Origin of the sequence: Azospirillum sp. B506 (assembly GCF_000333595.1) — a bacterium.
GTDB lineage: Bacteria > Pseudomonadota > Alphaproteobacteria > Azospirillales > Azospirillaceae > Azospirillum.
In genome coordinates this window covers 1-13248 of sequence record NZ_BADK01000539.1, presented here as the reverse complement: position 1 = coordinate 13248, position 13248 = coordinate 1, and the positions used below count along the sequence as shown (strand labels likewise).

Genomic DNA, 13248 nt, shown 5'->3' with positions numbered 1-13248 from the left:
CCGGTCGCTATGACCGTTGATGTCGCAGGTTGCCACGCCGTCCTTCATATCGACCGGCTGACGTCCAATCTCGCGCTGGCCAGATCGATGCTGGACAGTGGCACCCGCATCCTGGGCGTGGTCAAGGCCAACGCCTATGGTCATGGTGCCCTGGCAGTGTCCCGGGTGCTTGAACGCGCAGGCATCGACGGTTTCGCCGTCGACAGCCCGGACGAGGGGATCGACCTGCGGCGGGCGGGACTCGCATCGCCGATCCTGGTGATGAACCCGCTTTGCCCCGACGATGCGTCCCCCATGATCGAGTTCGGGCTGACGGCGACCGTCAGCGATGTCGAAGCGGCCGAAGCGCTGCAAGCCGCCGCCCGCCGGGCCGGGCGCCCGGCGGCCATCCATGTCAGAGCCAGATCCGATGGCGCCGGCTTGGGCGTGGACGGGAACGCGGTTGGCTCCCTCCTGCGCGCGGTGCGCGGCTTTGCCAACCTGCGGGTGGAGGGGCTGTTCACCCACATGATCGGTCCCTACCGGGACGACCCCGGCCAGATCCGGCGGGAGGTCGCCGGCTTCCGGGACCTGATCGACCGGCTGCCGGCTGATTTGCCGAGACCGCCGCTCGTCCATGCCGTCACCAGCCCCGGCCTGTTCAATGCCCCCGACGCCCGGTTCGATATGGTGCGGCTGGGTGCCGTGCTCTATGGCATCCGCATGGTCGAAGCCGGCGGCGCGCCCTTTCCGTTCCGGCCGGTGATGGAACTGGTTTCGCGCGTCGCACATCTCTGCCGGCTGGAACCGGGCGATGACATCGGATACGGTCCGGCCGCCCGGCGGCGTAGCGAGGGCGGAGGGCGGGCAGCGATGATTCCGGTGGGCTATGCCGACCTGCCCTACCTGCTGCGTTTCCGCGACAGCGCCGTGCTGATCCGTGGACGGCGGGCTCCGCTGATCGGCGAAGCCTTCATGGGGAAGGTCCTGGCGGACGTCACCGACATCCCGGATGCCGCCCTCGGCGACGAGGCGGTGTTCGTCGGATCCCAAGGCATCGAGACGATCACGGTGGAGGACATCGGCAAGGCCAACGGCATCCGCCCGTCGGCCATTCTGATGCTGGGGCCGCGCGTGGCGCTCCGGTCGGCCGGACAGGTGGGGAAACAGGTCGGGAGACAGGTGGAGGGCGTGGAATGAGCCGATCCGGACACATCCCGAACCGGCGCCAGATGATCGCCGGCGGTGGCGCAGCGGCCTTGGGCGCCCTGCTTCCGGGCAGCGCGCGCGCAGGCCGCGCGACCGACAATGCCTTGCTGCCGAAGCTGACCGACGCGCGCCACTGGCGCATCGGCTATGCCGAAACGATGCCCTACGGCAATTATGCCGGCACCCTGGCCAGCATCGTGAAGGGATTGGACGCCCTGTCCTGGCTGAGCGGAGCGGCCCGGATGCCCTATGACGCCGGCCAAAGCGACAGCGGGGCGCTGTGGCGCTGGCTGTCGGCGCGCGATCTGGGGCCACGGATCCGCTTCGTCGCCGACGGATGGTATGGCGGGCTGGATCAGGCATCGGCGGAGCCGATCCTGCAGCGGCTGGAAAGCGGCGGCGACATCGACCTGATGATCGTCATGGGCACCATCCCCCGGCGGAAGCTGGCGCTGGACCGCCACACCGTTCCGACGCTGGTGTTCTCCACCACCAATGCCGTTGCCGCCGGCATCGTCGGCGCCGCGAGCAATCCGGCCGCGATCATGTCTGGGCCCATGTCGACCCCCAGCGCTATCACCGCCAGATCCGCATCTTCCACGAGACCTTCGGCTTCCGCCGGCTGGGGATCGCCTACGAAGACAGCCCGGCCGGCCGCGCCATCGCCTCCATCGCCGACATCGAGGCGATGGCCGGACAGCTCGGCTTCGAGCTGGTGGCGCGCCATGTCCAGGCGCCCGTCGGACCCGACGATCAGGAACGCTATTACGCCGACCTCGCCGCGGCCTGGGGCGACCTCGCCCGGCAGGTCGACGCCATGTACATCACCTTCGGCCGCTGGAGCCTGGACCGCTTCCCTGCCCTGGTCCGCATCTTCCAGGAGCGCGGCATCCCCACCTTCTCGCAGCTCGGACCGGAGGAGGTGGCGCAGGGCGCCCTGATGAGCGTCGCCCGCAGCGACTTCGACGGGATCGGCCAGTTCGGCGCCTCGGTGATCGCCCGGCTGGCCAACGGCGAGAGGCTGGCGGAGATGCGCCAGATCTATTTCGACACGCCGACCATCGCCTGGAATCTGGCGGTTGCGAACCGGATGGGCTACCGCCCGGCGATGTCGGCGCTGCTGGCCGCCGACAACATCTACACCAGCCTCGGCGCCATGCCTTGAGCGGCCCGCCTTCAGCCGAGAGGACCCATCCCGTGCAACGCAAGACCGGCCGTTTCCTGGCGACCTTCCTGCCATCGGTGCTGCTGATCGTGGCGGCGCTGGTCTTCAGCACCGGCATCAATCTCGGCACCTTCCGGCGGGATTGCGGCGACGCGTTGTTCTCCACCTTCGGGGTCGCCGGCCGGAAGGTGGTCACCAGCATCGAATATGCGGTGAAGTACGGCAAGACCATCGAGAACTTCTTCGGCATGGAGCGTGCGCTCAGCCAGTTGAAGACCTATCTGCCGCAAGCGGACGGCGTGGCGGTCGCGCTGCCGGACGGGCAGGTCGCCTATGCCATCGGCACCTATGGCTTCAAGGATCGGATCGGCGACCGGCTGACCGGCTATGAGCAGCGCCGGACGGCCGGGGAGTTCCAGCGCAGTTCGTCCTTCAACTATCACGACACGGACAGCCGGTCGCACAAGCTGTTCCTGCCGATCCGCGATCCCGGCGACGGACGCTGGATCGGCACCCTGGTGATCGCGGCCGGCGATTCGGTGATCGACGATTACGTCCGCGAATTCGAACGCCACACCCTGATGCTCGTCGGCGGGCTGGGCGGGGTGGCGATCCTGCTGCTGGGCGGCCTTGCCCTGCTGCCGGAACGCGGGCGCGGCGGCATCGGACGGCCCCGCTCCGGGCGGGCGGCGCTCGCCGTCGCGGCGCTGGTGCAGATCGCGGTCGGCGTGACCGGTTACGGTGCCTTCAGCGACGCCTATCTGCGCACCGTGGAGAACACCACGGGAATCGTCGAAAACATCGTGGCGACGGATATCGGCTCCGTCATCGGACGTGGGGCGACCTACCGTTCCTTCTCGGGCATCGACGATTACTTCCGCGAGATCATCGGCATCGTTCCCCACTTCAAGGGTATGTCGCTGGCCGTTCCGGAAGGCACGGATCTGCCCGGATCGCTCGGTTCCGGCCAACCGGCGGCCAAGGGGGATCTGGTGACGGGACGGGCACTGGCGACCGACGCGGACTTCGTCACGCCGACCCTGCGCATCGTGATCGACAGCGACTTCATCCAGCGGAACATGCTGGAGGTCGTCGCCAACAACGTGACGATCCTGATCATCTCGCTGATGTTCATCTACGAACTGCATGCCTTCGTCAGCCGACGGATGCGGCTGCCGGCCGAAGCAGCGGCAGAGAATGGCGAGGGCGCCGCCGCGACCGTCCGATCCCTGGCCGGCCTCCGCTTCCTCACCTTCGTGCTCTATTTCGGCATGTTCCTGTCGGCGTCCTTCGTGCCCGTCATCATGCAGACCTTCGACCGCGGTCTGTTCGGATTGGCGCCGCCCCAGGCGGCGGCGGTCCCGGTGTCCGCGGAAATGCTGTGCGGCGCGCTGGCGATCCTGCTGGCGGGACGGATCAGCGCGCGTCTGCCCTGGCGGACGATGACCGCCGCCGGCCTTGCGGTCGCCGTGTTGGGCGCCCTGATCTCCGGGGTGACCGGTGATCCGGTCCTGTTCATTGTCGCGCGCGGGCTGGTGGGCGCCGGAACGATGACGGCGCTGATGGGGCTTTACCGCCTGATCGACCGCATCCGCCGGCTCGATCCGGCCACAGGGGCCTATTCCGACCTGTTTTCCGGTATGTATGTCGGCGTCAATTGCGGCGCGGTCGTCGGCAGCCTGCTGGCGGACGCGATCGGCCCCCATGCCGTTTTCCTGATCGCCGCCGTCGTGCTGACGCTGGGCATCGCGCAATTGCTGCTTCTGACGCCCGAACCGGCGGGTGAGGCCGCCATCACTGCCGCCCCTGCCGTCGCGAAGCCGGACGGCGACACGGCACCGGCGCGGCGGGTGTGGAGCGATGGCTCCTTCCTCGCCTTCCTGCTGCTGGTGTCGGTTCCGACCTCCGCCTGCAGCATGTTCCTGATCTATTATTTTCCCCTGTTCGCCAGCGGGTTGGGACAGCCGGCCTCCACGGTCGGGCAGGCCTTCCTGCTCTACGGCCTGTGCATCGTCTATCTCGGCCCGCTGCTGTCGCGCCTGATGCGGGCGAGCGGCATCGCACCCGGCCTGCCGGTCCTCGTCTCCGGCCTCATCATGGCGGCGGGATTGACGACCTTCGCGCTGACCGGAAGCCTGATCGGGGCGTTCCTGGCGATCCTGCTCCTCGGCCTCAGCGACAGTTTCGGCCTGACCGCACAGCAGCGTTATCTTGAACGGCTGCCGGTCGTGGACACCCATGGGCTCGCGGTTCCGCAATCCTATCATCTGAACGCCAGGAAGATCGGTCAGGTCATCGGTCCGATGCTGTTCAGCGCCGCCGCGGTTGCCGGCGGTGCTGGCGCGACGCTGATCGGCCTCGGGCTGGCGGCGGCCCTGCTGCTTCATCTGGGAGTGTCCGTCCTGGCGCTGCGCCGGCGTCCGTTCATGGCCAAAACGGCATGAGGGAAATCGCGGCACAGGCACGGACGGGCGGCGGGCCGCTGCGCGTCGCGATCCTTGACGGCAGTTGGGCGGCGGCCATCGCCGCATTGCAGGACACGGCTATCGGCGACCGCATGTATCCGGTCAGCAGTGACCAGATCGCCGAGATGCTCGGCCCCTGCGGTCTGACGGTGGGGGTTTTGGCCGACGACCGGCTGGTCGGCTTCTTCTCCCTGCTGTTTCCCGGCAGGCAACCCGAGTCGATGGGCCTTCCCTTCGGGCTTGTGGATGGGGAATTGGACGCCGTGGTCCACTGGACCGCGGTGATCGTCGATCCCGCCTTCCGGGGACAGCGGTTGCAGCAACGGATGGTCGCAGCGGTCGACTGGCGGCTGTTTCCCGAGTCTCCGCACGACTATGGCTTCGTCACCGTGCGCGCCGACAATCCGCCCAGCCTGCGCAGCATGCTGGCCTGCGGCTTCGCCATGGTCTGGGCCGCTCCCAAATTCGACGGCCATCTGCGCCACACCCTGTTCCGCATCACGCCGGGCGACGGCGCGATTCCCGGCGGCGGAGAGATGGTGGCGCTGATGGACCTGCCCCGTCAGATGGAGCTGATGGCGCGGGGATGGATCGGCTGGCCGCAGGGTGCCGCAACCGGCCACGTCCGCTTCGCCCCCCCGGTTCCCGGCAGCCTCGTGGACCGCATCAGGGCGCGGAAGCGATCCGGTTAGAGTCTGTCTGGTGCTTATTGAAGCACCAGACAGACTCTAAGCTTTTGGTTTTTCGTGCGATTCACGTTTCAAGCGATTCCGCTTGAAACGATCACACTCTAGACCCGGCGGACACCGTCATGCGTTGACGTCGGTGAAGCCGAAGGCATCGCGCAGCCGGGCGAGCATGCCGGTCCCCTGCCCGCGCTGACGGTCCTCCTCGTCCGGGCGGCCGGTGTCGTGCCCGTCCGCCGAACGGGCCGAGGCGATGCGGCCCAGCAGGTCGCGCAACGATGACTGGCCGTCCAACGCCTGTGCCAGCACCGTCTCGTCGATCTCGTACAGCAGCGCCGGCCCGAGGGTCCGCGCCGAACTCGTCCTTGCGGTTCCATCCAGCAGCGCGCCCTCCCCGAACAGCGCGCCCGGCCCAAGGCGGGACAGCTCGATCTCCATACCGTCCATGCCGGTCGTGCTGAGCGCGACGATGCCTTCGGCAACCAGGAACAGCGAACGCCCGGCCTCTCCCTGGCGGTACAGCGGCGTCGCGATGGCGACCCGCTGCGGCCGGGCACCGGCAGCCAGCCGCTCACGGGCCGACATATCCAGCGGCTGGAACAGGGGAGCCGCGGCGATCAGCGACGCCACGTCCGGATGGGCGTCGACCGCGTCGGTCCCCCCCTCGACCAGCCGGATGTTGGCGTGGCGCTGCGCCAGCGTCACCCCGGCATGGCGGAAAACGGAATGGATGCTCATCAGCACGGCATGTTCCTGCGATTGCAGGAGAGAGCGGTCGGTCAGGTCGAACGAAATCAGGAAACGCATCCCGAATTCGTCGATACCGTTGAACTTCACCCAGACCAGGCCGAGATGCTTGCGCCCGTCGACGCTCTTCACCAGCCGCAGCGCGTCGGTCAGCAGATTGACGATCCGGTCGGGATCGTGGCCCAGCGTCACATGCAGCAGCATCTGGGCGATGAAGCGGTTGTTGGGGTGCGAGCAGTTCTCGATGCGTGTTCCCGCCGCGACCGCGTTCGGAATGCTGATGACCGTGTTGTTGAAGGTCTGGATCTTGGTCGAACGCCAGGAGATGTCGATCACCTGACCGATGGGCGCATCCCCCACCTTGATCCAGTCGCCGCGGCGGAAGGGCCGCTCCAGATTCAGCACCATGCCGGAAAAGATGTTGGACAGGTTGCTTTGCAGCGACAGGCCGATGATCATCGCCAGCACACCGGAGGTGGCGAGCAGGCTGGTCAGATCCTTCTGGAAGACCTGCGCGATCACGCCGAAGACCGCCAGGATCAGGATCAGCAGCGACACCGTGCTCTTGACCACCTGCGGGATCGCCCGCTCGCTGGACGCCTCCAGCGGATCCCAGGCGAAGCGGTGCAGGGCCAGATTGATGAACAGGGCGGGGACCAGCCACCAGGCCACGTCGAACACGGTAACGGTGGCGGCCATCGCCCGTTCGGCATCGACCCGCGCGAAGCCGTCGATCAGCGCCGATTCGGCGGCAAGCATGCCAATCCCGGTCGCCGCCGACTCGACCAGCAGGAACAGGCGGGGAAAGCGGCGATCCGAGTGCCACGCCTCCGCCCCGCGCAGGGCCAGCAGCAGCAGACAGGCACCCCACACCCCGATAAGGGCCGGAAGGCCACCGATCTGTCGGCGCAATCCGCGGTCCTGCGGTTCTATCGACACCTCGAACCGGACTGTCGGGGCGTCGCGCCCGGCACGCCGCTCTTCAGGCCGGATCTGGGCTCCGGGCACCGCCGCCGGGATGTCGGCGGTGAGCACCGCATCCGTCACCGCCCAGCCCGCCCCGGCCAGCTTGCGCCCGGCAAGGACACGCGCGAGGTCGCGGTGGGCGGACCCGTCGCCCTCGTCGGCAGCGAAGATCATCCGCTCATGATTGAGGTCGCGGCTGCGGAACCGCAAGCCGACCCGATGTCCGCCCAGCGGCGCACGGGCGTCCTGCCACGCATCCATCAGGAAACGGCCGGTGACGTGGTACAGCCGGTAATCCTCGTCGCCGTTGCGCGCCTGTTCCACGGGAACGCCCAGGACCACCGGTTCCACGGTATCGAGGAACTGGATGTCGGTGACCGCCTCCGGCGGCGGGCTGTCGGGAACGTTGCGGTAGCGGAACCAAAGGTCGAACTCGATCCGCGCCGAACGGTTGACGGGATCGATGTCGGAGATGCGGCTGACGGACATGCCGACATGAACCACCGACAGCGGCCTCATCGCACCGCGGTTGCCGCTTCCGCCGTCCCCGTCGACATCGGCCGCATAGCGCAGCTGGGTCAGCGCGGTGATCAGGCCGTCCTCTGGCCCGGCGCCGGTGGTGAACTGGCCGATGCCGAGCGCCCGTTCCGGCGTTCCATCCTCGCCGAAATACAGCGGGCCGGTGACCCCGGGGACGGCATGCAGCACCGAGCGGATGGCGGCGAGCTGGTCGCGCACCATGCGCCGCGCCGACGCACGGGTGCTCCAGCTGGCCGCCAGCCCCGCCCTTCGCACGGCGGCGATCAGAAGCTGCCCGGCGTCGTAGGCGTAGAGCGCCGCCCAGTTGCCGAGCGGTCCGAACCGCGAATCGTAAGTCGCGAGCAGGCGGTTCGCCTGCTGGTTGGCGACGTCCGGCAGGAAGGAGCTGATGACGAAGAGCTTCCCGGTGTAAAGGCCGGGATGGGACGATTCGCGCGGCAGCCGCGACAGCTGCTTGCCGAAGGAGGGCGCTCCCAGCCAGTTGGGGCCGAGAATGCGATTGGTCACGCCCGCATCGCGAAGCGCCTGGATCAGCAGGACCGCCGGCTCCTCCGTCGCCAGGAGGACGACAACGGTCTCGGGAGGCAGCCCCCGCAGCGCGCCGACGAAATCGGCGATGTCGCGCGCGAAGCCGGCCGCAGCAGGATTGATCGCCGCATCCAGCCGCAACCCGACACCGCGCTGCGGCATAACGTCACGCAAAGGGGCCGCGAGCCGCTCCGTCACCGTCTGCGACGTGCGCAGCAGCGCCACAGAATCGGACAGCAAACCCAGCCGGACATAATCGGCCATGAAGGCGGCTTCCCGCTCGTCCGAATGCCCGATGCGGAAATACCAAGCATTGTTCCGCGTCAGGCTGGTCTCGCTTGCCATCGGTGCCAGGGCGGGAATGCCGGCGGCGGCATAGATCGGGGCGGCGGCAAGGGAGGTGGCGGAACTGTCGTGTCCGATCACCGCCAGGATGCTGTCATCCCCCACGATCTCCGCCGCAGCCTTGCGGGCGCTGGGAGAAACACCGTGATCGTCGAACGGCACGAACTGAAGCTGCAACCCGTCGATTCCGCCGGCGGCATTGACACCGTCGGCCAGAAGCCCCAACGCCTTGACGACGTCCTGGCCGCCTTCCGACAGGTTTCCGACATAGGCGATGCGGACCGTGCCGGCACTCTCCCGAATCGCGGAGGACGACGTCAGCGACGGCAGCGCCAATCCTCCGGCCAGCAGCGCCGCCATGAACAGGAGAATGGCGATCAGGCGCATTGGTAAGACAACCCCAGAACTCCCCATCGGCGGGCGGGCGGCGGGAAACGCAGGTCCAGTAGGCCCGACGGCCCTGCGAGGATCAAGCCTTACGCGCGATGCGCGCGGTCAAGTCCGGGAAATCTCCCATCATCCCCGATTTCCCACCTTCAGGTGATAGAGTCTCAGTGACTGCCGCAACCTTTGTCTGAAACAAATCAACATATCCAGTATCTAAACATTTCTCCGATTCGGTAATTTATTATCGTAAAAGATAATGGGAGCCGGCCCTGTTCCACACGCGGCCCGATTAAAACCAGTAGGAGAATTCCGGATGGATATGGCGTGTCTATTGTGGAAAGATTCAGACGGTGAGACTATGTTGCCCACTGTTTCCTTAGGGAGTACGCGGGAATTGCCGGGCGATGCGCCGTCTGCGCATCACGGGAAGGCGGAACCGGCGGACAGGCAGCGGCAGGATGGTTCGAGGACGGCAGAGATTGGGGAACAAGACATGGCCGGATGAGACCATGAGGACAGGTTGGCGTTTTGATCGTTCGCAGGATGCGATGTAGCCTTGGCAACGCAGTGAGTTGGATCTGAAATGACCGAAACAGTCGAAGATTGCCGTCGTAAGTTCGCTGATCTGGTCAAGCTGAATGGGATTTCGAGCAAATATATCGAGCGCGACACCGAGCGGCGCATCCTGGAGGACGGGGTTGTCCGTTGCGGACTGACGCTGGAGGAAGCGCGTGGCGTCATGCGCTGTGTTGCCGATGACTATGATCTGGTTTTCGAAAGTGAAACCGATCGCCGCATCCGGCAGGTCCTGGACAAGCACGCCGGAAAGAAGGGCAAGATCAGCAAGAAGCAGTTCAACCAGACTGCATCGATCCTGCGTGATTTCTCCAACGAGTCCATCAGCGAGGAAGAGGCGCGGCGCCACATCAAGCGCATCATGACCGATAACGGATGGCAGCCGAGGCGGGCCGGGCTGATCCCGACCAAGCGCTGGTATCGCAAGATCGAAACCTGATCCCTGCGAAGCCGGGGCCTGCGACGGGGAGCGACGCCCATGGATATCCTAGAGCTGTTCGCGTCGGGAACCGTCATCCTTATCGGCACACTTCTGATCGCGGCGCCGCTGATCCTCTACCGGGCCCTGTTCGACACCGCTCGGCATTGGCATGCGTACGGCGCCGGACGCGCCGGCATCGTCGAACTGTGCGGGTTCCTGATCGGCATCTGCTTCATCCTGACCACGCCGCTTCCCGGCGGCGGCCTGAACGCCGATCTGCTGTTCGGCGTCGGCGGCCCCTGGGACCTCGACCCACCGGCATTCGAGGCCCTGGTCCTCGACACTCTGGCCGAGGCTCCGGACCGGCTGGCGGCGTGGCTGGCCGATCGGGACGACCGTCTCAACCTGACCCTGGTGGTCGGCTTCGCTCTTGCCCTGCTGGCTGGACGGGGGGCCTGGGGATTCTATCGGGCCTATTGGCGTGTGGCCCTGCTGACCCTGGCGATGGATCTGACGCTGGCGGCGCTGGCGTCGGTGGCGACGCTCTACACCATGCTTCTCGGCCTTTGGCTGCTCAACCGCCTGAACTTCTGGGCCTTGGCGGTCGCGGTGCTGGTCATGCAGGAGTATCGCTACAACACGCTGGGCCTGTTCCAGAAGCAGCGCCATTTCCGCGCGCCGAAATCCATGCTGCCTCTGGGCGCTCCGGTCAGCAGCGGGACTGACAACGGCCGGCGGAAACGGATCAGGGCGGAGGGGTCAGGACGTGCGACTGGCCGGAAATTCGGCGTTTGAAATGCGACCAGCAGACACCGGACGCCAGCACCAGCCCCGCCAGCACCAGCGCCAGATAGCTGCTCCACAACGGCGCATCGGCGTCGAGCACGCCGAGGTGCCGCAGCGACAGATAGCCGCTGTAGAGGATCGTCAGTGCGGTGAGAACCCCCGGCAGGCGCAGAGCGACCCAGGCGATCCGCAGATAGGCGGCATAGAGAGCGAGGAGCAGCACGCCGACAGCGATCTTCACCGACAGCCGGCTGCCGTCGTCGGTTCCCAGCCAGGATGCATAGGAATAGCCGGTCGGGTTCCAGGTGGCGAACAGCAGGAGGAAGCAGGTTACGGTGCGGATCAGGTAGCCGAAGCTCTTCATGGCGTCATCCGGCCGGTCAGGCGATCAGGTTCTGCGAATCGACCTGACCGCTCAGGCGATAGCGCACGAGCGACCAGGATTGCCCGGCCCCCAGCACGATGGCGACGGTGCTCAGCAGGCCAAGCGAACGGGTGGTGGGATCGGCCAGATCGATCACGCCGAAATCCCACAGGACCCAGCCGAACGACGACACGACCGAAAGCACCAGAAGAATGCCGATCAGCTTCATCGAACGCCATGTGGCCTGCGCATGGATGAAGAGCAGGAAGGCCAGCACGGACGCGCCGAACAGCTTGACCGTCCAGTGCCCCTGATCGCCGACGAGCCAGTCGTAATAGGAATAGCCGGACGGGTTGTAGATGCCGAAGACCAGCAGGACCGCAAAGATGATCCGGACGATGAAACCCGCTGTCGTCATCATGGCGGCATCTCTGCTCAAATTCCCGGTTTTCCATGTCCGGAAACCGTACGCCGCCCCCCTTGCCGGTCAATGTCCGGAAGATCCCGCAGGTGCCGCCCGTTCCCCCATCCCGCCCCCCTTGCCGGAAAAACGCATCGCGATGGATCGGTTGACATGACACCCGTGAACGCCCTTTTCGGCAGGCCCGCCGCCGTGGTTGCAAGTCTGGCACTCGGCGCTCTCTTCCTGTCGGCGGGCTGGACGACGCTGCCGACCCGCCACGCCGCCGCCACCGTCAGCTATCAGCTTGCCGCCCCGACCGACGGAGCGCCGGCGGCCTCGGTTGCAACGCCCGATGCGGCGCCGATTGCGGTGCCGGTCTTCCTGATGCAGCCGGACCACGCAACCATGCGCAGCGGCACCGGCCTGTTGCAGCCGGACGGGCGGGTGGACATCACGCTGTTCGATCCGTCGGACCCGCGGCTGATCCACGGCAGCGAGGCCCTGATGTTCAACACCGAGTTCCGCGTCCTCTGGCTGCTCGCCACCGACAAGGAGCGGGCCCAGCTGTGGCGCGGTATCGAGGCGGTGGGGCGCGGGCTGCGCACCGCCATGGACGCCATCCTCGAATCCCCGGAATTCACCGGGGAATACCGTGACGCCTTGCAGGACATCGGCCGGATGGCGATCGAAGAGGCCTGGCGGGCCCCGTCGACCCGCGCCACCTACGAGGAGTTCCTGCGCAGCGCCGAACCGATGCTGCACGACATCGTCGGCCGCGACCTGAAGGCGATCGCGATGAAACAGGCTGAGTCGCTGGTGTGGAACCTGATCGGCGCCAATGTCGGCATGGCGCTCGATCCGTTCCGCAGCCAGTCGTGGGATCTCGGCCCCGTCGATCAGGCCATCGACGCCATCCTGCGTGAAGCGCGGGAGGCCGGCCTGGTCAACCGCGCGGCGCGGCAGCTCGCCGACAGCTGGCAGGCGAAAGCCTTCCTGAAGACATTCGCCGGAAATGTCGTCGATGCGCTGGCCCATCAGCAGCGCCTGCGCGACGTCGCCGGCCGGATGGTGAACGATCCGCGGCTGGGTGCCTATCTGAAGCCGGTGTCCGGCCCGGCCGGCGATCTGGCCCGGCTCGCTCCCGACCTGCTGTTCGGCGTCCAGGCCGGCGCCGATCTCAACGCGCTTGCCGCCCACACCTTCCAGGGCTTCCTGACCGGCCGCGGCGGTCCGCTGATCGTCCTGATGAGCGCCCGCCAGCGCGAGGACATCCTCACGCTCGACCGCTATTCGCCCCGCATCCTCCTGCATGCCGTGCCACAATGACCCAGACGTCCCATGCCCTCGTGATCGATGGGCTGACCATCGACCGGCCGAACGGCCAGCCGCTCCTGCGCCACACCAGCTTCGCCATCGACCCGGCAGAGGTCGTGCTGCTGGTCGGGCCAAGCGGCTCCGGCAAATCGACCATCGTCAAGCTGCTCGGCGGACTTCTGGAGAACGGCCCCGGGGAATGGCGGGTGTCGGGACGCCTGCATTGCGGCGGACAACCGATGGATCTGGCGACGGAGCGCAGCCCGGTCGGCGGCATCGTCTTCCAGGACCATGCACTGTTCAACGACCTGAGCGCGGTCGAAAATCTGCGGATCGCCGCCGACCATGCGGCGCACCCGCCGGACGC

The 13248-nt window shown here is 66.9% G+C and carries 12 protein-coding genes; 8 read left to right on the top strand and 4 right to left on the bottom strand.

Translation table 11 applies throughout. The features are described 5' to 3' along the window. On the top strand, positions 1-1179 hold a 1179-nt coding region (alr, locus tag I71_RS16105; protein ID WP_083897198.1), incomplete at its 5' end, for an alanine racemase. 364 nt (positions 1180-1543) lie between these two features. Here the strand turns inward: alr and I71_RS35045 are convergent. Next, a complete protein-coding gene (locus tag I71_RS35045) occupies positions 1544-1915 on the bottom strand; it encodes a hypothetical protein (protein WP_049976151.1) in 372 nt (123 codons plus the stop codon). Between I71_RS35045 and I71_RS35040 the strand changes: the two genes are divergently transcribed. Genes I71_RS35040 through I71_RS16090 form a run of 3 tightly spaced genes read left to right on the top strand, consistent with a single transcriptional unit; the run spans position 1877 to position 5510 of the window. Then, positions 1877-2353: a hypothetical protein gene (locus I71_RS35040; RefSeq protein ID WP_148294263.1), complete on the top strand. Its 477-nt coding sequence runs from the start codon at positions 1877-1879 to the stop codon at positions 2351-2353. The two genes, I71_RS35045 and I71_RS35040, sit on opposite strands and share 39 nt — an antisense overlap. Positions 2354-2385: 32 nt before the next feature. Continuing rightward, complete coding sequence (locus I71_RS16095) at positions 2386-4797, top strand: MFS transporter (RefSeq protein ID WP_042695860.1); 2412 nt, start codon at positions 2386-2388, stop codon at positions 4795-4797. Beyond that, positions 4794-5510, top strand: coding sequence for a GNAT family N-acetyltransferase (locus tag I71_RS16090; protein WP_042695859.1), 717 nt, complete (start codon positions 4794-4796; stop codon positions 5508-5510). The genes I71_RS16095 and I71_RS16090 overlap by 4 nt, the downstream gene beginning before the upstream one ends. A 117-nt stretch (positions 5511-5627) precedes the next feature. On the opposite strand, the gene I71_RS16085 is transcribed toward I71_RS16090, so the two are convergent. Then, positions 5628-9017: an ABC transporter substrate-binding protein gene (locus tag I71_RS16085; RefSeq protein ID WP_042695858.1), complete on the bottom strand. Its 3390-nt coding sequence runs from the start codon at positions 9015-9017 to the stop codon at positions 5628-5630. Between the two features lie 583 nt (positions 9018-9600). On the opposite strand from I71_RS16085, the gene I71_RS16080 reads away from it, so the two are divergent. Further along, positions 9601-10032, top strand: coding sequence for a hypothetical protein (locus tag I71_RS16080; RefSeq protein WP_042695857.1), 432 nt, complete (start codon positions 9601-9603; stop codon positions 10030-10032). A 39-nt stretch (positions 10033-10071) separates the two neighbouring features. After that, complete coding sequence (locus I71_RS16075; protein WP_042695856.1) at positions 10072-10809, top strand: hypothetical protein; 738 nt, start codon at positions 10072-10074, stop codon at positions 10807-10809. Here I71_RS16075 and I71_RS16070 read toward each other — a convergent pair. Continuing rightward, the gene (locus I71_RS16070; protein WP_042695855.1) at positions 10760-11164 is read right to left on the bottom strand and encodes a DUF6524 family protein; all 405 of its coding nucleotides are present in this window, start codon (positions 11162-11164) and stop codon (positions 10760-10762) included. The two genes, I71_RS16075 and I71_RS16070, sit on opposite strands and share 50 nt — an antisense overlap. Positions 11165-11180: 16 nt before the next feature. After that, entirely contained in the window at positions 11181-11585 is a 405-nt protein-coding gene (locus I71_RS16065) for a DUF6524 family protein (RefSeq protein WP_049976149.1), read from the bottom strand. 153 nt (positions 11586-11738) lie between these two features. Here I71_RS16065 and I71_RS16060 point away from each other — a divergent pair, with 153 nt between their 5' ends. Both I71_RS16060 and I71_RS16055 read left to right on the top strand, forming a co-directional pair. Continuing rightward, complete coding sequence (locus tag I71_RS16060) at positions 11739-12893, top strand: hypothetical protein (protein WP_042695854.1); 1155 nt, start codon at positions 11739-11741, stop codon at positions 12891-12893. Then, a partial coding sequence (locus I71_RS16055; RefSeq protein WP_042695853.1) for an ATP-binding cassette domain-containing protein occupies positions 12890-13248 on the top strand: 359 nt, incomplete at its 3' end. The genes I71_RS16060 and I71_RS16055, both read left to right, overlap by 4 nt.

Excerpts from the sequence above, each read along its gene's own strand:
- I71_RS35040 (WP_148294263.1), top strand. The coding sequence starts at position 1,877 with ATGGCCGGACAGCTCGGCTTCGAGCTGGTGGCGCGCCATGTCCAGGCG.
- I71_RS35045 (WP_049976151.1), bottom strand. The coding sequence starts at position 1,915 with ATGGCGCGCCACCAGCTCGAAGCCGAGCTGTCCGGCCATCGCCTCGAT.
- I71_RS16090 (WP_042695859.1), top strand. The coding sequence starts at position 4,794 with ATGAGGGAAATCGCGGCACAGGCACGGACGGGCGGCGGGCCGCTGCGC.
- I71_RS16085 (WP_042695858.1), bottom strand. The coding sequence starts at position 9,017 with ATGCGCCTGATCGCCATTCTCCTGTTCATGGCGGCGCTGCTGGCCGGA.
- I71_RS16080 (WP_042695857.1), top strand. The coding sequence starts at position 9,601 with ATGACCGAAACAGTCGAAGATTGCCGTCGTAAGTTCGCTGATCTGGTC.
- I71_RS16075 (WP_042695856.1), top strand. The coding sequence starts at position 10,072 with ATGGATATCCTAGAGCTGTTCGCGTCGGGAACCGTCATCCTTATCGGC.
- I71_RS16070 (WP_042695855.1), bottom strand. The coding sequence starts at position 11,164 with ATGAAGAGCTTCGGCTACCTGATCCGCACCGTAACCTGCTTCCTCCTG.
- I71_RS16065 (WP_049976149.1), bottom strand. The coding sequence starts at position 11,585 with ATGATGACGACAGCGGGTTTCATCGTCCGGATCATCTTTGCGGTCCTG.
- I71_RS16060 (WP_042695854.1), top strand. The coding sequence starts at position 11,739 with ATGACACCCGTGAACGCCCTTTTCGGCAGGCCCGCCGCCGTGGTTGCA.